Origin of the sequence: Turneriella parva DSM 21527 (assembly GCF_000266885.1) — a bacterium.
GTDB classification, from domain to species: domain Bacteria; phylum Spirochaetota; class Leptospiria; order Turneriellales; family Turneriellaceae; genus Turneriella; species Turneriella parva.
On record NC_018020.1, the window covers coordinates 858,144 to 878,041 of the forward strand.

The following is a 19,898-nucleotide window of genomic DNA, read 5'->3' on the forward strand; positions in this document are numbered from 1 at the left end:
TACATGGCGAAGGTTCTGATTACAGGCGCGACGGGAAACGTGGGGCTCGAAGTGCTCAAAGCACTCAGTGGCATCAAACATGAATTGCAGATAATTGCCGGCGTGCGCGATCAACAAACAGGCGCGACGCAACTACCCGGCCACAATATACAGATTGCCCGATTCGATTTCGAGAATGTAAACTCATTCGGGTCGGCGCTGCAAGGCTGCGATATTCTATTTTTGCTGAGGCCCCCGCAAATTTCAGATGTGAAGACCTATTTCAAGCCTTTAATTCGTGAATGTAAAGCGGCCGGCGTAAAACATATCGTGTTCTTGTCGGTTCAGGGTGTCGAAAAAAGCCGAATCATACCGCATCACAAGATCGAGAAGTTGATTGTCGAAAGCCAGATTGCCCATACTTTTCTGAGGCCGGCATATTTCATGCAGAATTTTACCACGACCTTACGAGATGACATCGTAAAGAAACGCCGGGTGTATCTGCCTGCAGGCGACGCGAAATTCACGCTGATCGATGTGGCAGATATTGGTCGGGTGGCAGCCGCCATATTGGCAAATTCAACGGCGCATATCAACAAGGCTTATGACCTGACAAACGATGAAAAACTGAACTTTCGGGAGATGACAGATATTCTCAGCAGACAACTCGAGAGAACGATTCATTTTGAATCGCCGAACCCCTTTGCATTTTACTGCAGCAAGCGCAAAGAGCGAGTGCCGCGAATGCTCATTCTCGTGATGATTATGCTTCACTATCTGCCAAGATTTCAGAAAGAGCCAGAGACCACTCGATGGGTCGAGACCATTTCAGGCAGGCGCGCCAGAAGCTTCGCCGAATTTATCACACAAAACAAGAGCCTGCTGGTTTAGCGCTTTAGCTGACAGAATAGAGTTTTGTCCCTATCGCTTTGCCCCTTAGGTGAACTTCGGCGACTTCGACGGTATGCATATGTGCGGGTAGACGACTTCTCACGGCCTCAGAAAAAAGGATACTCTTGCCATATTCTTTGGTCGCGCTTTCGATGCGGCTTGCCGTGTTCACAGTGTCGCCGATCACCGTGTACTCCAGCCGGCTCGCCGACCCGATGTTGCCCGCAATGACGTGACCAAAATCGATGCCGATGCCCATCGCGACTGGCGTCTTGCCCTGCGCATTCATTGCGTCGAGCGTTGCCAGCATCTCGATGGCGCACCGCACCGCGCGTTCTGCGTCGTCTGAGCGGGGTTGAGGAGTGCCAAAAGTCACCATGATTCCGTCGCCGATGAACTTATCGACTGTGCCGCCGTTACGGTAGATGACCTCAACCATGCGTTCGTGGTACGCGCGCAGAAACGCAACTGTTTCTTCAGCTGTCAGCTTTTCGCTCATGCTCGTGAAACCGCGAATATCTGAGAAGAGCACAGCCGCTTCAACCCGAACACCCCCGAAGCTCACCTGCTGCGACACAATCGTGTCGCGCACTGAGGGTGAAAAATAGCGCCCGAGCTCGGTGCTGGCAACTTCAAGCTGAGCCGCCTGGTAGATCGATTTTCGGTAAGAGTGCGTTATCCACGCGAGCAGGCCGCCGATCAGTAAAGATCCGAATGGATAAAAGTTGACATACCCCGGTATGATGGCAGCGGAAAACGCGTTCTGCACAAAGTCAGAGGTGATGACCGTTCGGGGGTCGCGCATAACTATCAGAAACAAAACCGCCCATATCGAAAAAATGCAGCGGCGAGAATCAATGGATACGCAGGGCGAAGAGCGAGGCCGCTGATTAAAATCATGAGGTACGCCCAGACTGGCAGACTGGTCTTCATGAGATAACTCGCAGGCACCAGTTCGTACCCGCCCACCGAAGTGTACCATGTGTAAGGGAGAAAAATCAATATGAAAACGGATGGCAGTTGGCTGAGATATCCCATCGTTGTCAGATAGCGGTCATGATAGACGTACCAGAACAGCACGAGCAAATAGAGCGTGATACCGCCCGAAGCAAGCGCGACCCACAGCACTTCGAGCTCTGAATGGTGTGTGGAGAGATGGCCCAACGCGAGACCGGCCGCCATGATAATACCGAACGCCATGCTGACCATAAGACCTGAGCGCTCGCGCTGGCGCAAGACCCGATCGGCTGAATTCATATTATGCGGCTGGCGCTTATTCTCTCTCTTCACAAACGCAAAATTTTTCGGTATTGAATAAACCCCGATCGTGCGGCAAGCTTTTCATAGAGCTTCTGTGCGACAGCGTTGGTTTCGTGCGTCAACCAGTGCACACGCGAAGCGCCATCGGCCTTCGCTCGCGCATAAACAGCTTCGATGAGCGCAGTGGCAACGCCCTGACCGCGAGCCGCTTCAGACGTGAACAGGTCTTGCAGATAACAATAGTCGCCGATCGTCCAGCATGAGCGGTGGTAGATGCAGTGCACGATGCCGAGCAGCTCGCCCGATTCGGTAAAGGCCCCGAGGGCAAACATGGGTTCTTGCGAGTCAGTGAGGCGCTGCCATGTGGTTTGTGTGGTTTGTTCGGTCAGCGTGCTTTCATAAAAAGTCAGGTATCCCCGCCAGAGGGGTAACCAGCGGATGAAGTCATTCGCCTGCAACTGCCTGACTTGTAATTTCATAGAAATTGAATTTTCCTCATTACCGGTATGGCGCACCATGATATTTTGCGCGTAAAGCCGATTCAATACCCTTTGCGCTAAACTGGCTTTTTGGCGTGGCCTGAAAGTCTGAGCAGAGGATAAAACCACCAGGCGAGAAAAAAATCCACCCATTTGTCAGACAGGCTCTGGGTGCTGCCCGCTTTTTCTTTCACATAGCGCCACACTTGTGCATTGTAAAACCACCACAGAACCGGGTACCAGACGAGGCCGAAGGGCGGTGTCAAGACATGGGAAAACCAGTAGACCGCAAAGAGTAGCAGACTGCAAACGATACGCGGCAGATGAATCGCCTTTGCCAGTCTGGTTATCGGTGCAGTGAGAAAGAGCCATTCAAAGTAAAGCCAGAATAACCCCAGAATCACCAGCGAGGCAACGATGTTACCTGTAGTCAAATTATCATAAGCCAAAAGATCGCTGGCGGGAGCTTCTGGCAGGCCTGCGATCTGAGGCAAATGCCAGCCCAATATTTTTGCCGACCACCAGACGACGAGCGCGATGAATGCCACGATCAGAATTTTGGCCCATAGATAAAATGAGTTCTTGCTACGCGCCATTGTATCGAACGGTATCGATTGCAAAAAGTCTTCGAGCTTCCAAAGAGAATTCCAGCGGGCGGCGAGCGCCGCATCCATATGCGCGACACCCTCAGCGTAGCGCGGGTTGCGCGGTTTCTGCGCACCACAACCTTGACAACTCTTCAGCAGATGACGGTTGAGCCGGCTGCATTTTTCGCAGACCCATTCGGGGTGCCTAGCGAGCTCGAACGCCTGCGCGCGTGTGAAGGCGATAAACGGTTTGTCGTCCTTCGGCGTATAATAAGGGACACCCTTTTCTATAGCTGCGCCACAGCGATTGCATTGCGTCATGACCCCGCTGATCAGCCGATTGTTGCACTTGTTACAATCCCAATAACCGCGAATGAGAATTTCGCCATAGGCCTTGCCTTTTCTACTTTCAAAAGTTATCGGGTGGGTGTTGAAGATTTTCTTGCCATCTTCGTCGATGAGGTTCAGCGCCGCGATTCCCTCGCGCAAAATGCGCACGCGAAAGAAGCTACCCTCAAGTGGAAAAACTTCGAACGAATTTCGTAGGGCTACGCGGGCCCTCTCGATCTGTTCTTGCGTTTTGGCCCGTAGGTTGTCGTAATGGGGGTCATGCCGAACAAAGAAGAGCAACCACAAGAACGGCCATCCGAAAAGATAGGCGGCACCCAGCAGCAGCATGGCGACTCCCGAAGCCAGTGCTTCACCATTGAAAGTGAGGTAAGTTAAACCGCCGTAGAAGCCGAGCAGACCGAGCACCAGCCACCAGGGAACTTTGGCGCGAAAGATCGCCTTGAGCAGCAGCACTGCCCCGAGGGCAAACCAATACCAAAAGTCAACTTGCGCGAGGTGATTCTGAATCTCATTGAGCATGGCGATAAATGCAGTAACCGATTACGGCAGTTATGAGCGCAAGCATGATTTTGACGCTTCTGTAAACAGATGGTTTTATCCTCTCCGGTGTGTCGAAGGCAAGTCTTCACATGCCTTTTCCAGCTCCCGGAGCTCTTTTCGTTCCCCCTGCCCCGCCCGCAGATTCCCCGAAATACCGATGCTTTTGTGCAGCAGTATGGTGCATGCTGTTTCGCAAAATAGTGTCAGTTTGCGATTGCTAACGTTTGCAAAGCATGACCCGCATATCTTCAGCCAGCCGCGCAAACACCCGTTTGTCACCGGTGAGATTGTACATCGTCATTGTGCCCTCGTAGTAGGTGAATGCCGTCTGCGCGCGCTGCGCGTCACCGAGAAAAGCGGCCATTACGTTGATGATTTCTTCGACCGCGCCGCGCAACTCGCCGCGCAGGCGGGGAGATTCGTGCAAGGTCTGCGCAAACAGGTTCGAGAACGGGCAGCCATAGAAATCGCCGGCTTCAGCGCCGCGGGCCAAAAGTTTCGCCCAGGTAGCAAAAAATTCTTCGGGCTGAGGGCGTTTCTGCATCAACGCTTGCAGCACTTCGATCAGCTCTGCCTTTTTCGCCTGCACGTATTCGACTGCCAGGTCTTCTTTTGATTCATAATAGCGGTAGAACGTCGCCTTGTAAATGCCCGCGGCATCGAGTATTTCCTGCAGGCCGACTGCGTAGCCGCGTTGGTAAAAGAGCAGCGCCGCTGCGGATTTCAAGCGTTCGGGCGAGAAAATTTCGTAATCACGTTTGCGTGGCATACACCTGTTTGACAAATAGACTTGCCCGTCTATTTGCGCCTCGGTAAATATACCGCACAGTCTATTTTTAGGAGCTGCTGTAAACCAAAAGCAGCAAAAGGAGGTTCTTATGCAACAACTCTGGTTCGCCAAAAAAAACACACTCGAATGGCGTGACGTACCCGCACCCAAGATCGACGGCTTAGGCCAGGCGATTGTGCGCCCGCTCGCCATTGCGCGCTGCGACCTCGACCTGCCCATCATTCAGGGCCACACCCTGTTTCGGCCCGCCTTCCCTATCGGGCATGAGATAACGGCAGAAATTGTCGCGCTCAGTGAGGATATCTCAAATCTGCAAATCGGCGACGCCTGCGTGGTCAATTTTCAAATTGCCTGCGGCACCTGCGCTGCCTGCAGCTCTCACCATTCACCCGCATGCACGACGGTACCGTTCGGCGCGAACTTCGGCCTCGGCCGCGAGGCTGTACAATTCGGCGGCGGCATTGCAGAACTCGTGAAAGTGCCCTATGCCAGCGCGATGCTGCAAAAAATTCCGCAGGGCATTGACCCGCTTGCGGTTGCGAGCCTCAGCGACAACATGACCGACGCGTACCGCACTATTGCGCCATACCTCAAGGCCCAGCCCGGTGCCAACATTCTGATCGTCGGTGGCGTCGCCGAGAGCATCGCCTGCTACGCGATACTCGAAGCGCAAGCCTTGGGTGCGGGCAAGATCACCTACTTCGATACCGACAAGTCTCGCTGCGACTTTGCCGCGTCGCTCGGCGCAGCGGTTGAGCACGCCGAAAAATACCCACAGCGGCTCGCTGGCGAATTCGATGTCACGGTCGATTGCTCGGGCCAGATCGACGGCTTTCGTATGGCCTTACGATCCGCACGGCCTTATGGCAAGTCTATTTCGGTGAGCATCTTTTTTGACAACAGCGTGCCGATACCCTATATCGAAATGTACACGAAGGGCATCGATCTCACGATCAGCCGCACGCATGCGCGCGAGCAGACGCCTGAGATTTTACAAATGATCGCCGCGAAAAAATTCGACCCCGCGCGCGTCACGAGCCGCATCGTCGACTTCAAAGATGCGGCCGAGGCGTGGACCCAACCGGGAAGAAAGTTGGTGGTGAGGGGGGTGAATTCTTAATCTGCTATTCAATTGACCGTGTACAAATACCATTCAATAGGGAGTCTGTCGGGTTTGGGCGAATTGCATGATCAAATCAAAACAGCGCGTCGCAGATCATGGTGAAGTCTTCACACCAGAATGGCTGGTCGATGCCATGCTCGATCTCGTCAAAAGCGAAACAGAGCGCATCGACTCACGTTTCCTGGAGCCAGCCTGCGGCAGCGGCAATTTTCTCGTAAAAGTTTTGCAGCGTAAGCTCGCCGCAGTTGAACTTAAGTACGGACAATCAGACTTTGAAAAGCGCCATTATGCACTATTGGGAGTAATGTGCACTTACGGTATTGAACTCCTGGCAGATAATATCGCCGAATGCCGGGCCAATATGCTAGAGGTTCTGGCAGATTATCTCAATGTCAATACCTCTGACGAGGTCTACCATGCCGCTGCATATGTTTTGTCGCAAAATCTGATTCACGGCGATGCCCTTTCGATGCGGACTGCGACCGGCGAGGCAATCACCTTTGCCGAATGGGGCTATCTGGGTAAGGGCAAGTTTCAGCGCCGCGATTTTCGTCTCGATATGCTTACGCAGATGTCGGCAATATCGGGTGAAGGTACGCTCTTCGCGCAGATGGGCAAACATGAGATTTTTGTGCCGGAAAAAAGTTACCCGCCGATGACAATGAGAGACCTTGCTGGGTTACAAGAAAGCCAGACTCAAAGTTCTTCTTCGACGATACCAGCGACCTTCATATGATGCCTCAGCAAACCAATTTTCAAATCTTGATTGCTATGAACGGGCACCGAGATTCTATCTTCTCTGCCCTCTTTCATATAGATTTGGTGGCTGCCGCTAATCTTCTTGAGTACCCAGCCTTTGTTTTCCAGAATCTTGCAGAATTTTTTGCCCGAAATGGCTCTCATACGGCAATTTCGAGTATGCGGTCTCCTTTTGCTGAATTGACTGGTGCCACTTCGACGGATAAACAACCTTCTATGGCATCATATAGATTTGTTAAAAGCTCCTCAAAGGTTTCGCCCTGTGTTGCACAGCCGGGTATTGCAGGCACTTCGGCCCAGAAGCCACCTTCTTCAGCTTCGTGTACGACAACCTTGAGTTTCATGGCTCAAGACAGGTTCGGTCGACTTTACCCGTCAAGCCAAAACGCGCCGCATCGTCCGGGTGAGAATGGCTCAGATGGTTTCACGCGGAGGCGCGGAGAGCGCGGAGTGAAATAGCGTAATGGAGTTGGATAGTATTACGGCGGCTATTGTGGATTCGAGCATGCAAATCCATAAAGAGCTTGGGCCCGGGCTTTTGGAATCTGTTTACGAAGCAGTCTTGGGCCGAGCATTGGAAAGGCGTGGCTTGCAGGTCGAGCGTCAGAAACTCATTCGTTTTGAATATGACGGCATGATTTTCGACGAAGGGTTTCGTCTGGATTTACTGGTGAACGGGATGGTTATTGTCGAGCTTAAATCTGTAGAGAATCTGGCACCGGTGCATGGGAAGCAGCTGTTGACGTACTTACGACTAATGAAATTGCCTGTTGGTCTGTTGATTAACTTTGGGGCTGCCACTTTGAAGTCGGGCTTACGCCGGGTTGTCAATAATCTCGATCCCGCAGCGTCGCCCGGTTTGCGTGTAAATCAGGGAGATGGGGCAGGATGAGCCGACACTTCAGGCAAGCAACCTCACGCGGAGCCGCGGAGTTCGCGGAGAAAGATAGGGTGATGGAGTTGTATCGCGGCGAGGGTAGAAGCTTGCATTGGGACGACACACAAAGCCCCAAAGCGCTTGCCTTGTGGGATAACCTGACACCCTCCGCGTCTCCGCGCCTCCGCGTGAGCTATGGGGCTTTGCACACATGAATCTCTTGCTGAATTTGGAGAAGATGATTTCACGCGGAGCCGCGGAGTTCGCGGAGAAAGATGGTGTGATGAGGTTGCGTGGCGGCGAGGGTCGTTTTTTGAACTGGGCGGACCCGCAAATCCCCAAAGCGCTTAAATCGTTGGATACCCTGACACCTTCCGCGTCTCCGCGCCTCCGCGTGCGCTTTCCGGTCATGCATCAACGGCCGATTTTTGAGAAGGCAAGCTCACGCGGCGCCGCGGAGGGCGCGGAGAAAGATGGGGGTGTGCGATCATGAGCCTTCAAGCCCGCTTTGCCCTGCGCGGCCGCAACCCCGATCTTCTGACCTGTATTGCCAACCTTTCAAACGATGAAGTCTTTACCCCGCGCGAGTTTCCGAACCGCATGTGTTCGGTCCTGAAATTGGCATCTTCCTAGATGGCTCAATCGCGTACGAGCACCGTGACTATCGATAATTCTGTGGCCCATAAAAGCGTTTTCGTCTGAATGCTCAAAAAATATTCGTTTCAGGCGACCACAAGCCTCTATGCAAATAATCCACTTGATCGATCCGTTCCTTTTTGAGTTGTTTGGTCTTTCTGATACAAATCTTGAAAAACTTGTGCCAGCGGTCACAACGTTTTATACGATTGGCCAGCTGGCGCCAAAAGTGACGATTCGTGACAATCTCTTAATTGTTGAACTCGCTGATGGGCATACGGCGTCATCGAATGATGAATTCGAAAGAGCTATTGATCTCTGTAACTCAGGCCAATTCACTAAGGCCAAACCGCTATTGACAGCTTATTTGAAGGCAAATCCGACGCACTCTGAGGCGAATCGTGTTCTAGGTCAAATATACTCCGACGAAGGTGATCAAGAAAAAGCACAGGATTTTTTGATAGAAGCTCTGAAATGGGATCCGAAAAATAAATCTGCGCTCGTCATGATGGGCAATATTCTCTCAAACTACAGAAAAGACATTGCTACCTCGCAAAAGTACTTTGAGCAAGCACGCAAGGTCAGCCCGAACGATCATCTAATTCTTAATAACATGGGTGGCAACCTCCTGAAGTTGGGTAAGTGGCAACAGGCCAAAGATATATTCTGGGATGCGATCAAACTGAAAGATGACTATCCGAATACACATTACGCCCTGGCACTAATCGCGAAAGAAGAAAGCGACCTGAATTCAGCTTTTTTCAGTGCAATACAGGCGATAAAATTTTCCCGTAAAGCAGACCCTATATATGGGCAAGCTCTTCAGCTCGCAATCGACATCAGCAGAGAATTAGTCAATAATCTGGGGGGGGGGGTATACGATTCGTTAGCACAACAGCTGCGTAACGAGTTTAGGGTAAAAATTGACATAGTAAATGATGACTCTATTGGTTCGCCCGCAATTTTGCAGTTGGCAGAGCTCTATAACCGTGAACAACATGTCATCCGCTACAAAGAAGCCATACCGACGCATGCACACTGGATAGTGCATGAATTGACTGTACTGCAGTACATTCTGCAGGCAAAAGCAGAAGGAAAGAATCTTCGCTTCGCCGTAACCAGCGAGACGCAGGCTAACTTCAAAAATAAACTAACATCACCCCTGCCCGAACAGGCAATGCAGGCGCTCTATCAGGGCTTGAACCAGCAAATTTTTAACACGCCTGCAGCCTTGTTCGCAGAACACGATATCTTCAACGAATTCGCCGAGCTACGGCCGCATCAATTCTTATCACTTCTGGCCAACGTGCAAGAAGGCATCGCTGCGAGCACAGATGAGAGGATTCTGCAGTCGGTGCCAGAATTCGTTCTCAGAGTAAACCGCATTTACAACATTCTGAAGGCATTTCAGTTCCAAGAATTCTATGGCGTCGATATGATTTCAGACTTTCATGCGCGGAAAGACGAGATTAGCAAGGCATACGACATGTTCAGAGAATTCACCGAATACCGTGACGAAAAAAATGCAGGCGATGAGTACAAGCTTCTCGAAGGCTGGGCAAGCCAACTACAGATCAATGACCTTTTCATATTGATAGCTGAATCTGAAAGCCGCGAGGGGAGACGTGAATCTGGCCATCAAGCCGCTCAAATGGCCCAGTTTCAAGAGAGCGCAGCTGAAGCCGGGTTCAACATGGCAGTCACAATGTACATGGTTGATGCTCTCGAATATTTTTCGGCTAAATCCCATGAACATATAAAAAAGACCGCACTTGAGATAGCCATGCTTGGCATGCAGGGTATTCAGCCTGATAAACAAGGGTACAAAATCAGAGCTGTGCCCGAAAAAACCTTCTCTGGCTATCATCTACTCGCCTATTACTACGTGACGTTTGCACTGGCCTTCCCGGGAATGTTGAATCAGCTTGGCTTACCTTATGACGGTGAGTATGCCATGGCATTGAAGATGGCTAGAAAATAGCTATGGCTGACATCCAAGAAATCATCGTTAAACTACGCAAATTTCGCGATGACCGCGATTGGGCTCAATTTCACAATTCAAAAGATCTCGCGTTGGCCCTTTCAATCGAAGCGGCTGAGCTGAATGAACTGTTTCTCTGGAAATCAGCCGAAGAGGTCGATATCGAAAAACTCAGATCGGAGTTGGCTGACGTTTTTTCTTATTGCCTCTTGCTTCTCGATAAGCACGGGCTTGATCTCGGCGAAATCATTGATGCGAAGCTTCATTTGAATAACGAAAAATATCCGGCAGATCAAGTTCGCGGTAGCGCGAAGAAGTATACCGAATTATGACCGCTGCCTTCGAAAACGATTCTTACCAAATAACCAAGTATCCGTTCGACCGCTCTTTAGTTGATCAATTAAGCAAGAATGCCTGGGCCAAGGACATGTGGCCCACCGTATATTTGATTAGCAACGACCGCGAGGGTGAAATATATGTTGGCGAGACAACTGATGCTATTTCTCGCATGAACAGCCACTTAAGCAGTCCCAAACGGGCCAACCTCAAAGACCTTAGATTGATTACCTGCGAATTCTTTAATAAATCTGCGACGCTGGATATAGAATCGAATCTGATCAAATATATTGCGGCCGATGGTAAGTACCGTTTACAAAATGGCAATGCGGGTTTGGCCAGGCATAGGTATTTTCAGAAACCGGAATATACGCGGCTTTTTTATCAAATCTGGGAAGGGTTGCGTAGAGAAAACATAGCGAAGCAATCCCTTGAAAAAATAGACAATTCTGACCTGTTCAAGTATTCACCCTATAAATCTCTAAACCGTGACCAGCTGCTAAGCATTCTGGAAATTTGCAGGTCGCTGCTAAAAGAAAAAACAGATACGATTCTTATTCAAGGTGGTGCCGGTACCGGCAAAACCGTTCTAGCCATATACTTTTTTAAATTAATGCACAGTGAAATTGATTTTGAGACACTTGAAGATTTGACAGATGAAGATGCAGAGCTGTATGCAGCCCTGGCAAAACTTAAGAAAAAATGGCCGAATCCACGCATGGCGCTGGTCGTACCTATGGCGTCGCTGCGTGCCACTCTTCAGCGTGCTTTTAACAACGTGAAAGGCCTGAATGCCTCGATGGTAATGGGGCCAATGGAAATTACAAGAGCCAAATATGATATCATACTGGTAGATGAGGCACACCGTTTGCGTCGGCGCAAGAATCTAGGTGCCGTTTTCGGAGCATTTGATCAGGCAAATGAGCGGTTAGGCCTCGATAAAGAAGCCCATGAGCTAGATTGGGTAATGCTCCAGAGCACAAAACGGATTCTTTTTTATGATCCGATGCAAAGTATCAAGCCGACGGATGTAAGGCGCGAGGATTTTGAAAAGCTCAGTAAAAAGAAAGACACTTTAAGACTGGAACTGAAGTCGCAACTAAGAGTTAAAGGCGGCAACGATTATACAGAATTTGTCAGCGGGTTGATGTCGGGAAAGTTAACTCGAGGGATCAAGAGCCATGACATTCTGGATTACGACTTCAGGCTTTTTACCGATATTCGCGAGTTCATCGAAACAGTGCGGCAGAAAGAAAAAGAGACCGGTCTCAGTCGCTTTGCTGCCGGATATGCATGGCCGTGGAAATCGAAGAACGATAAATCCGCATTCGACATCGAAATCGACGATGTGAGAATGCAATGGAACGGGACTACCGCAGACTGGATAAATAGCCCCACTGCCGCCGAAGAAGTGGGCTGCATTCATACAACACAGGGTTATGACCTGAATTATGCGGGGATAATCTTAGGGCCTGAAATTTCATACGATCACAAAAAAGGTGAAATCGTAATAAGGCGCGAGAATTATCATGATCGAAACGGTAACGTCGGTATTTCCGATCCGCTGGAACTCAGAGACTATATCATCAACATCTACCAAACATTACTGTTGCGGGCGATTCGTGGCACCTATGTGTATGTCTGTGATCCCGATCTGCGGGAGTATTTCAAGAAGTTCGTGCCCATTAGCGAGCTGCAATCAACAACCAAGTCTGCCAATTCCTACGGCAGTCTACGGCTTCTAAAGGGCGGCTCTTTAAAACCCTACGAAAATGCGCTCCCCGTCTTCGACATCAAAGTCGCGGCCGGGGAATTTAGTGAAAGCCAACTGGCTGAATCTGAAGTTTGGGCCGAATTCGAGAAGCCACAGAAAGATCTATTCATTTGCCAAGTGATTGGCGAATCGATGAACAAAAAAATTCCAAACGGGTCGTGGTGCCTCTTCAGGTTGAATCCTCAAGGATCGCGGCAGGGTAAGATTGTCCTGGTTCAGCAACGCAACCTTGAAGATCCGGACTATGGTGGACGATACACGATTAAGAGGTATGAGAGCGAAAAGGCCATGACAGAAGATGGCTCTTGGACACACACGAGCATCTTACTTAAGCCTGAATCAACTGAATTTGGTTATGAGCCTATCAAACTATCCCCCGATCAAGAGGGTTCATTGCAGGTTATTGCTGAATTCGTCCGAATCCTCTGTTAGTCACCCGCACTTGATGCTCTCATGACAACCTCCCCTCCCCGCAAGCGGGGAGGGCGCTTGCGCTCGGGCGCAAGCCCGTGGGGGGGTGGGGACATACCGACCGGGGGGTGAGTTCCCTTAAAGATTTACCGCCGCGTTAATTCTTATACCCTGGGGCTATGGCCGCGGGTATTGCCATCAAGAGCGCCATTGAAGCCAAAAAACTATTAGAGGGTGAAAATGCGAACGGACACAGAAATTAAGGATGCGGGCTTCAGCGCGCTGAATACGAAATTGGACAATCTGGAAGTAGAGCGCTTCATTGCACTCGTAAACCGGCAGAAATTCGATTATACCGAATGGCGAAAGACTTTGTTTGAAGATATGACCATAGACGAGATCTCCGCAAGAGCAAATGAGTATACCCGCAAGCAATTCAGCGAAGAATAGATAATTCCGTAATGGAAATCGCTGCGAAATCATTCTATACAGAAGCAAAGAAGACGACGCCTACATCGCAGACTGGATAGAGAAAGCAAAATAAATGCGGGCGTAAAATTATGACCCCACCAGGTAAATTCATGGCCCCCCCTCCCTTCGAAAGAGAGGGGGCCGGGGGGTGAGTTCCTTTCCGATTTACCGCCGCGATAAATCTCATACCGTGGTGGCTATGCCCTTGCTTTCGCCCGAATTCAGACGTTCGCCGTTTTTTCAGCTCAGCTGGCGCCTCGAAACATTCACGAGTGTCATACCTATTCCGACATTTGTCTATTTTATTATGGTCACTGGCGCTTTCGAAGGCGAGGCGCGCATCTGGGCGGTCGCGATCGCGGGCATTTTTGCCGGCGGCGGCACGGTAATCTGGGGGCTCGCCTTTCGCTGGTTCGCGCTGAAAAGTCTTCTCGGCCAGCTCGATGCGCTCAAGGCTGCGGCGTCGGCGAGCGACGACGAAAAAATTGCGCTGCGCAATAAACTGCTCGAATACCCTTACCGCGAGGGCCGGGTGATTATCGCACGCTGGTCGGTCGGCGTCGTCGCCGGCGCGCTCATCTATATCGGGCAAATGCGCGAAGTACCGTGGTATGCGCTTGGTGTCGAAGTGTATTCGCTTCTCTTTGTTCTGCCCATCTCGTATGTGATGTACATCTTTATGCCTGAGAGCGTACTGCGCCCGCTTTTGCAAGAGCCGGTGTTTGCCGGCTTGCCTGCCGCGGGCGGCAGCATTCGCGAAACGAGCTATTTCTCGCGCATTATGCTGAGCATCGCCGCCGTGACGATTACGCCGATCGCTATATTCGGATTTATACTTTATACGACGGTGACCGGCAAAAATTCATTTCAGCACCCAGAGGTGCACATCGTCTTGCTCTCACTCGAGGCACTCGCCGCAATCGTCATCGTTTCGTACCGCATCGCCAAGACCGTGAAGCTGAGCATTCACGACACCAACGACGTGCTGCAGCAATTAGGCAAGGGGGATTTCAAAGCCAACAGCGCGCGCGCGACGACCGATGAATTTGGCCGTCAGGCAGAACTGATCGCTGTCGTCGCGCGCGATCTCAGCAAAATGTACCATGAAGTCAAAGAACTTAATGACACGCTCGAGCAGAAAGTTATCACGCGCACTGAAGAGTTGAACAATACTCTCGAAGAGGTACGCCGGCTGAAACTACACCAAGACGGGGACTACTTTCTCACTTCACTGCTCTTAAAGCCTCTCAACACGAACTATGTCAAGAGCGACCGTTTAACCGTAGAATTTCTGCAACGGCAGAAAAAGAAGTTTTATTTTAAGGGCAAGCCGCATGACCTCGGCGGCGACCTTTGCAGCGCGCACACGATACGTATACGCGACCGCGAATACACGGCGTTTATGAACGCCGACGCCATGGGTAAGTCGATGCAGGGTGCAGGCGGCGCGCTGGTTCTGGGCGCAGTCTACTATTCGATCATTGAGCGCACGCGGGCCGTGGCTGCCATGCAGCGCCTGTCGCCCGAACGCTGGCTCAAGAATACATTTCTCGAACTGCACAAGGTGTTCGAGAGTTTTGATCATTCGATGCTGATCTCTCTCGTGCTCGGCATAGTCGATAACGACTCGGGGCTGCTCTACTACATTAACGCCGAACATCCCTGGTCGATACTTTACCGTGACGGCACGGCGACGTTTATTGAACAAGAACTCTACGTGCGCAAACTCGGCATGAGCGCCGCCAGCGGCACGATCTATATCCGCATATTTGAACTCAAACCCGGCGATATGCTCATCTGCGGTTCAGACGGTCGCGACGATATTATGCTGCCCTCACCCGATGGCAAGCCGCGCATGAACGAACAAGAAGATCTGATTCTCGAAACTGTCAGAAAGGCCGACGGCGAGCTCGAACGCATATTTGAGCTGACGCAAGAAATCGGCGAAATTACTGACGACTTCTCGCTGCTAAAAATTCGTTACTACGGCGACACGATGCCCGAAACCGAAAAACTGGCAAAACGTTCGGCTTCGGGGCGACACTACGAAGCGAAAAACTATGCTAAGGCAATCGCCGAGGGCGAAGCGTACCTCGGCAACAAACCGTCGGATAACGAATTCATGCGTTTTTTGTCGCGCTGCCACCGCCTCGCCGGCAACTACGACATCGCGATCGATCTGTGTGAAAGGCTGCGCCTGAGGTTGCCACAAGACACGCGCAATTTGATCAATCTTGCAGGGCTGCATCTTGTGAAAGGCGATAGCGAACGCACCAGGGCGCTGATTGCCGAAATTCGTCGGCTTGAACCGAACGCCCCGGCGCTGAAAAAACTAGAAGACGCGTACGAGCGCAGGTTGCGCAACCGCGCGGCGTAACGAACCCGATTCCATGCTCAAGATTAAACTCACCCGCAACCTGCGCCGCTCGATTCTGCGCGGTCACCCTTGGGTCTATAAAGAGGCGATCGCACAACCACCCAAGGTTGAATCGGCACAGCTGGTGTCGGTGCTCGATCTAAAAGGCGAAGAGCTCGGTTGGGCGATGTACGATCCACATGGGCCGCTGTCGCTGCGCATGGTCAGCCTCGAGAAGAAGCCACCCAATGCCGCGTTCTTTGAGCAGCAGCTGCTGCGCGCTGCACAGCTGCGCCGCGATTTGAATCTAACCGACACTACAGCCTACCGCCTCATTAACGGCGAAGGCGATTTGTTGCCGGGACTTGTTTGCGACATCTATGGTTCGACTTCGCTCACCACAAGTGGTTCGACCGCCGTCGTGCAGTTCGATGGCCGCGGCCCGTCAGAATTCTACAACAAAGATCAAATCGCAGGCTGGATATCGAAAGCCACGGGAGTCAAGTCCGTGGTCGAAAAATTTCGCCGCAATACTGAAGGTGGTCTGAGTCTCTTGGCCGGCAGCCCAACGGCATCTGTCATCGAGGTGACCGAGAACGGCGTGAAGTTCAAAGTCGACATCGAGCACGGGCAGAAGACCGGCTTCTTTCTCGACCAGCGCGACAACCGGCAGTATGTGCGTGCCATCAGCCGCGGTAAGTCGGTACTGAATCTTTTCAGCTATACGGGCGGCTTCTCGGTTTACGCCGGGCTCGGCGGCGCGACACGCGTGGCGAGCCTCGACGTCGCCGAAGGCGCCGTGCGCTCTGCCGAGGCTAACTGGGCGCTGAACGGCCTGCCACCGGGGCAGCACGAAGGGCTCGCCGTCGACGTTTTCGATTACCTCACCAATGCCACCGAAAAATGGGACCATGTGATCGTCGACCCGCCTTCTATGGGCCACAGCGAAGAGCAGAAAGAACGGGCTGTGAAGAAATACACAGACCTCTTCGCCGCGTCGGTAAAGCTCGTCAAAACCGGCGGCCAGCTGTCGCTCTGCTCGTGCTCGAGCCATATCTCATTCGAAGACTTTTTCGAAATTATCCGCGAGGCAATGTCGCAGGCGCGGCGCCGTGGGCAGATTCTGCGCGTCTCAGGCCAGGGGCCCGATCACCCGTTTCTGCACAGCTCACACGAGCAGCGGTATCTGAAGTTTGTACATTTGGTTTTGGTTTGAGCGGCGCTAAAGCGCCGCGCAAACCTCTATAGCCGCTCGCTCACCCGATTCAATCGCGCCTTCGATATAGCCTATCCATTCGCTCGCGGTTTCGGTGCCGGCGTAGTGCACGCGGCCATGCGGCGCTCTCAGCGAAGCACCGAGTTCGGTAAGCGCGCCGGGTGCGGGCAAGCCGACATAACAGCCTTCGCTGAAAGGGTCGGTGATCCAGTCGTGGTCGACGTAGTCGACAGGGTTTTCGCCCTCAGCACCAAACGCGGCGACGACCGACCGAATTACCTCGCGCCGCCTGCCGTCTGCGTCTGAGCTCCACCTCACGGCCGTCGGGCCATCAAAAAAACCGACCAGAATACCGCACGAACCGTCGGCGGGTGACGCGTCGAACATCGGCGAGAAGCCTGCGGTGTTGCTGACAAATTCTCCAGTGAAACCCTGCTCGCGCCAGAACGGGCGCTTATATGCAATGAGGCACTTGATCACCGAACCCATCGGCATACGCTCACCGAGACGCCGGCGCGCTGTCGTCATCGCATCGCCTTCGATCTTGCGCGCGAGCGCCGGCGCGACTGCGAGCACGACGCGCTTTGCCTGAATATTGCCTCGTGAGTGGGTGACAACAACACCTTTTGAGGATTGCGTAATCTTCTGCACCGGCGCACCAAACAGAATTTTCTGCTGCAGTTTTTTCGCGAGATGCACACTCAGCTGGTGCATGCCGCCTTTGACTGTGGCAGCCTGTGCGCCGCCTTCGGCAGACGCAAGGTAATTGAAAGAGCCGTTTGCCCTGAGATAAGTGAGAAAATGCAGCATCGACAACTGTCCCGGCTTCGCGCAGAAGATTGCGCGCACGCCAATGTCAAAGAGCGCCTGCGCCCCGTCTGATCTGAGCCACCGCCGTTGCCAGTCAGCAACGGTTTGGGTATCGAGATTTGCCAGAGTTGACTGCCAGGGCACTTTCGGGTCTATTTTTCTCTGCAGTGCGGTAAGCCGCCACAGCGCGAACTGCATTTCTATGAGCGCCCGTACAGACACGGGCGGTATGAGTCCCGAGTAATAGCGGGTTTTATTGTTGATCTGCACGAGTTTTTTCCCTACGGAATACTGTGGCACCAGCTCAGCGCCCGCTTCGTGCACAAGCCGCGTCAGGCGCTCGTGGCCGACACCGACCCACTGCCCACCGGTATCTATCGTACGGCCGAAGAGTTTTCCCGGCCGCGATCTACCCCCAACCCGATCGCGCGCTTCGATGACCTGAACCTTAAGACCCTGTGCCTCGAGTGCGCGCGCGGCAGTGAGGCCCGCAAAACCCGCGCCGATGACGACGACATCGACACTGCGCGCGCCCGATCGTCGTGATAACTTATTGCCCTTCACAACCCCGAAGCTTTTCGCTCGCGCGTGAAATGCGCAAGCAAATTCTCTTCAGCCACAGAAATAGCCAGCCATCAACGCTCTAACGGGTTGCTGAAAAAGAAACCTCTTAGCAGGCATCCGGAACCGCAAAAGCGAAAAGCAGCAAAGTCGCTTGCCCAGCAAGCGACGACGCGCTTTAGCAGTCATTTGCGCAGGCAAATGACGAGGCTTTTCGCTCTTGCGGGAGTTTTTCCGGAGCCTGCTCAAGAAAATCAGTAAAACACCGCGCTGACGACAATTGCCACAATATTCGCGAGAATAATCAAGATCATCGCGAGATTACCCACGATGTTGTTGCGCAGCCACGACCAGATCGGCAGGTCGTGGCCCAGAACAACGGTAATCCACAATAAGTTCAGAAAGAAGACGCCGGCCAGCAGAACGGCATGGGGCTTGCCCCAATAATCGCGCGAGAGAACCAACGCGACACCGACCACGAGCAGCAGAATCTGCATCGCGAACTTTTGCAGAGGGTTTCCATCACCGGCGGCCATGTTTCCCGTTTGCCGAGATTCGCCGATGTGTCAATCAGATGAAATAAATTACGGATTGCGTTTCTTGTAATCTTCGGTGAGCATACCGGCGAAGCCCCAATGGTCTTCTTCGATCTCTTGAATGACGATATGCGTGTGTTCGGGCTTCTTGCCCAGAATTCTCACGAGTGAGGCGGTGACATCTTTCACGAGCTCAGAGCGCTGTTCGCGCGTGGCACCCTTGGTTATCTGTATATTGACGTATGGCATAATCAGCCGAGCTTAAGAAGCTGACCAAGAACTGTCGTATAACTTTCAGGCATCGAGCGTGCCATAACGTCGATCGCCACCGCGTCGGCGCCGATCAGCACGCGCGGTGATTTTTTCTCAATACCCTTCACGATCGTTGCAGCAGCTTCTTCGGGCGTGGTGCGCGCGAGTTTGGCGAATTTTTCGGCGGCAGTCGCATGGCTTGTATCGCCGTTGGGGCCGGTCTTGTAACGCGCGTACGCCGCGATGTTCGTTTTGATGCCGCCAGGGTGCACGCAGCTCACGCCGATGTGGGTGTCAGCCAACTCTTGCCTGAGTGATTCAGTAAAGCCCCGCACGGCAAATTTCGCCGCATTGTATGCCGACTGCGTGGGCACGCCAATGATGCCGAACACACTCGAGATATTCACGATGTGTGCTTCGTCGGCCTTTTGCAGGTAAGGCAGAAAAAATTTGGTCCCGTAGAGAACTCCCCACCAGTTGATGCCCATGAGCCACTCGTAGTCTTCGATGCTCGTTTCTTCGACGGTAGCCGATACCGCAACGCCGGCATTATTGATGACGATATGAACTCCGCCGAATTTTGCCACCACCTTTTCGGGGTAAGCCATCATCGCATTTTTATCGGCGACATCGAGCGCGTCGGCAATGACATCGCGCGTGAAACGCTCGCAAAGTTTGGCCGTTTCTTGCACACTCTCGAGGCGAATATCGCTGAGCGCAAGCTTGCAGCCTTTTTCAGCGAGGTTGAGCGCGAGTGCGCGGCCAATACCCGACCCCGCACCGGTGATGACGGCCACACGGCCTTGAAAGTTCTTCATATGGGATGCATTCGTGGCATGCGACAGGCCGCAAAGCAAAACTGACGCCTTGTTCACTTTTACCTACAGGCGACCCTCCTTTTAAGTTGACACCTTGACATATA

The 19,898-nt window shown here is 52.3% G+C and carries 23 protein-coding genes; 12 read left to right on the forward strand and 11 right to left on the reverse strand.

Annotation, left to right across the window (positions count from 1 at the left end; translation table 11 throughout):
* Positions 1–3: 3 nt before the first annotated feature.
* Positions 4–870, forward strand: coding sequence for an NmrA family NAD(P)-binding protein (locus TURPA_RS04035; protein ID WP_014802007.1), 867 nt, complete (start codon positions 4–6; stop codon positions 868–870).
* 4 nt (positions 871–874) lie between these two features.
* Here TURPA_RS04035 and TURPA_RS04040 read toward each other — a convergent pair whose 3' ends face one another.
* The 5 genes from TURPA_RS04040 to TURPA_RS04060 form a co-directional block, all read right to left on the reverse strand.
* Positions 875–1,675, reverse strand: coding sequence for an adenylate/guanylate cyclase domain-containing protein (locus TURPA_RS04040; RefSeq protein WP_014802008.1), 801 nt, complete (start codon positions 1,673–1,675; stop codon positions 875–877).
* 5 nt (positions 1,676–1,680) lie between these two features.
* On the reverse strand, positions 1,681–2,127 hold the full coding sequence (locus TURPA_RS23325; protein ID WP_014802009.1) for a hypothetical protein: 447 nt from the start codon (positions 2,125–2,127) through the stop codon (positions 1,681–1,683).
* A gap of 29 nt (positions 2,128–2,156) precedes the next feature.
* Complete coding sequence (locus tag TURPA_RS04050) at positions 2,157–2,609, reverse strand: GNAT family N-acetyltransferase (RefSeq protein WP_157210390.1); 453 nt, start codon at positions 2,607–2,609, stop codon at positions 2,157–2,159.
* Positions 2,610–2,686: 77 nt separating this feature from the next.
* Positions 2,687–4,066, reverse strand: coding sequence for a hypothetical protein (locus TURPA_RS04055; protein WP_014802011.1), 1,380 nt, complete (start codon positions 4,064–4,066; stop codon positions 2,687–2,689).
* Between the two features lie 238 nt (positions 4,067–4,304).
* Positions 4,305–4,856: a TetR/AcrR family transcriptional regulator gene (locus TURPA_RS04060; protein WP_014802012.1), complete on the reverse strand. Its 552-nt coding sequence runs from the start codon at positions 4,854–4,856 to the stop codon at positions 4,305–4,307.
* Positions 4,857–4,965: 109 nt separating this feature from the next.
* On the opposite strand from TURPA_RS04060, the gene TURPA_RS04065 reads away from it, so the two are divergent.
* Together TURPA_RS04065 and TURPA_RS04070 are read left to right on the forward strand one after the other, a co-directional pair.
* The gene (locus TURPA_RS04065; protein WP_014802013.1) at positions 4,966–5,997 is read left to right on the forward strand and encodes a zinc-dependent alcohol dehydrogenase; all 1,032 of its coding nucleotides are present in this window, start codon (positions 4,966–4,968) and stop codon (positions 5,995–5,997) included.
* 67 nt (positions 5,998–6,064) lie between these two features.
* Complete coding sequence (locus TURPA_RS04070; protein ID WP_014802014.1) at positions 6,065–6,736, forward strand: N-6 DNA methylase; 672 nt, start codon at positions 6,065–6,067, stop codon at positions 6,734–6,736.
* On the opposite strand, the gene TURPA_RS24300 is transcribed toward TURPA_RS04070, so the two are convergent.
* On the reverse strand, positions 6,697–6,903 hold the full coding sequence (locus TURPA_RS24300) for a type II toxin-antitoxin system HicA family toxin (RefSeq protein WP_014802015.1): 207 nt from the start codon (positions 6,901–6,903) through the stop codon (positions 6,697–6,699). The genes TURPA_RS04070 and TURPA_RS24300 overlap by 40 nt on opposite strands.
* Complete coding sequence (locus tag TURPA_RS04080) at positions 6,900–7,103, reverse strand: type II toxin-antitoxin system HicB family antitoxin (RefSeq protein ID WP_014802016.1); 204 nt, start codon at positions 7,101–7,103, stop codon at positions 6,900–6,902. The genes TURPA_RS24300 and TURPA_RS04080 overlap by 4 nt, the downstream gene beginning before the upstream one ends.
* Before the next feature lie 119 nt (positions 7,104–7,222).
* Between TURPA_RS04080 and TURPA_RS04085 the strand changes: the two genes are divergently transcribed.
* The 9 genes from TURPA_RS04085 (at position 7,223) to TURPA_RS04125 (ending at position 16,817) form a co-directional block, all read left to right on the forward strand.
* Positions 7,223–7,651, forward strand: coding sequence for a GxxExxY protein (locus TURPA_RS04085; RefSeq protein ID WP_014802017.1), 429 nt, complete (start codon positions 7,223–7,225; stop codon positions 7,649–7,651).
* A gap of 196 nt (positions 7,652–7,847) precedes the next feature.
* The gene (locus TURPA_RS04095; RefSeq protein ID WP_014802019.1) at positions 7,848–8,129 is read left to right on the forward strand and encodes a hypothetical protein; all 282 of its coding nucleotides are present in this window, start codon (positions 7,848–7,850) and stop codon (positions 8,127–8,129) included.
* Positions 8,126–8,269: a hypothetical protein gene (locus tag TURPA_RS23330; protein WP_014802020.1), complete on the forward strand. Its 144-nt coding sequence runs from the start codon at positions 8,126–8,128 to the stop codon at positions 8,267–8,269. The genes TURPA_RS04095 and TURPA_RS23330 overlap by 4 nt, the downstream gene beginning before the upstream one ends.
* 124 nt (positions 8,270–8,393) lie before the next feature.
* Positions 8,394–10,253 (forward strand): tetratricopeptide repeat protein, encoded by a 1,860-nt coding sequence (locus TURPA_RS22460; RefSeq protein WP_169314398.1) that lies wholly within the window; start codon positions 8,394–8,396, stop codon positions 10,251–10,253.
* Positions 10,254–10,255: 2 nt separating this feature from the next.
* Positions 10,256–10,585, forward strand: a complete 330-nt coding sequence (locus tag TURPA_RS04105; RefSeq protein ID WP_014802022.1) for a nucleotide pyrophosphohydrolase — start codon at positions 10,256–10,258, stop codon at positions 10,583–10,585.
* The gene (locus TURPA_RS04110) at positions 10,582–12,795 is read left to right on the forward strand and encodes a DNA/RNA helicase domain-containing protein (protein WP_014802023.1); all 2,214 of its coding nucleotides are present in this window, start codon (positions 10,582–10,584) and stop codon (positions 12,793–12,795) included. Before TURPA_RS04105 ends, TURPA_RS04110 begins: the two co-directional genes overlap by 4 nt.
* 219 nt (positions 12,796–13,014) lie before the next feature.
* The gene (locus tag TURPA_RS04115; RefSeq protein WP_014802024.1) at positions 13,015–13,224 is read left to right on the forward strand and encodes a hypothetical protein; all 210 of its coding nucleotides are present in this window, start codon (positions 13,015–13,017) and stop codon (positions 13,222–13,224) included.
* Between the two features lie 220 nt (positions 13,225–13,444).
* Complete coding sequence (locus TURPA_RS21390; protein WP_053332113.1) at positions 13,445–15,622, forward strand: SpoIIE family protein phosphatase; 2,178 nt, start codon at positions 13,445–13,447, stop codon at positions 15,620–15,622.
* Positions 15,623–15,635: 13 nt separating this feature from the next.
* Entirely contained in the window at positions 15,636–16,817 is a 1,182-nt protein-coding gene (locus tag TURPA_RS04125; protein WP_014802026.1) for a class I SAM-dependent rRNA methyltransferase, read from the forward strand.
* 6 nt (positions 16,818–16,823) lie between these two features.
* On the opposite strand, the gene TURPA_RS04130 is transcribed toward TURPA_RS04125, so the two are convergent.
* The 4 genes from TURPA_RS04130 to TURPA_RS04145 form a co-directional block, all read right to left on the reverse strand.
* The gene (locus TURPA_RS04130) at positions 16,824–18,191 is read right to left on the reverse strand and encodes a flavin monoamine oxidase family protein (protein WP_014802027.1); all 1,368 of its coding nucleotides are present in this window, start codon (positions 18,189–18,191) and stop codon (positions 16,824–16,826) included.
* Between the two features lie 251 nt (positions 18,192–18,442).
* Positions 18,443–18,724 (reverse strand): hypothetical protein, encoded by a 282-nt coding sequence (locus tag TURPA_RS04135; RefSeq protein ID WP_014802028.1) that lies wholly within the window; start codon positions 18,722–18,724, stop codon positions 18,443–18,445.
* Between the two features lie 48 nt (positions 18,725–18,772).
* On the reverse strand, positions 18,773–18,973 hold the full coding sequence (locus tag TURPA_RS04140) for a 2-hydroxymuconate tautomerase (protein ID WP_014802029.1): 201 nt from the start codon (positions 18,971–18,973) through the stop codon (positions 18,773–18,775).
* A gap of 2 nt (positions 18,974–18,975) precedes the next feature.
* Positions 18,976–19,794, reverse strand: coding sequence for an SDR family NAD(P)-dependent oxidoreductase (locus TURPA_RS04145; protein WP_014802030.1), 819 nt, complete (start codon positions 19,792–19,794; stop codon positions 18,976–18,978).
* Positions 19,795–19,898: the final 104 nt, after the last annotated feature.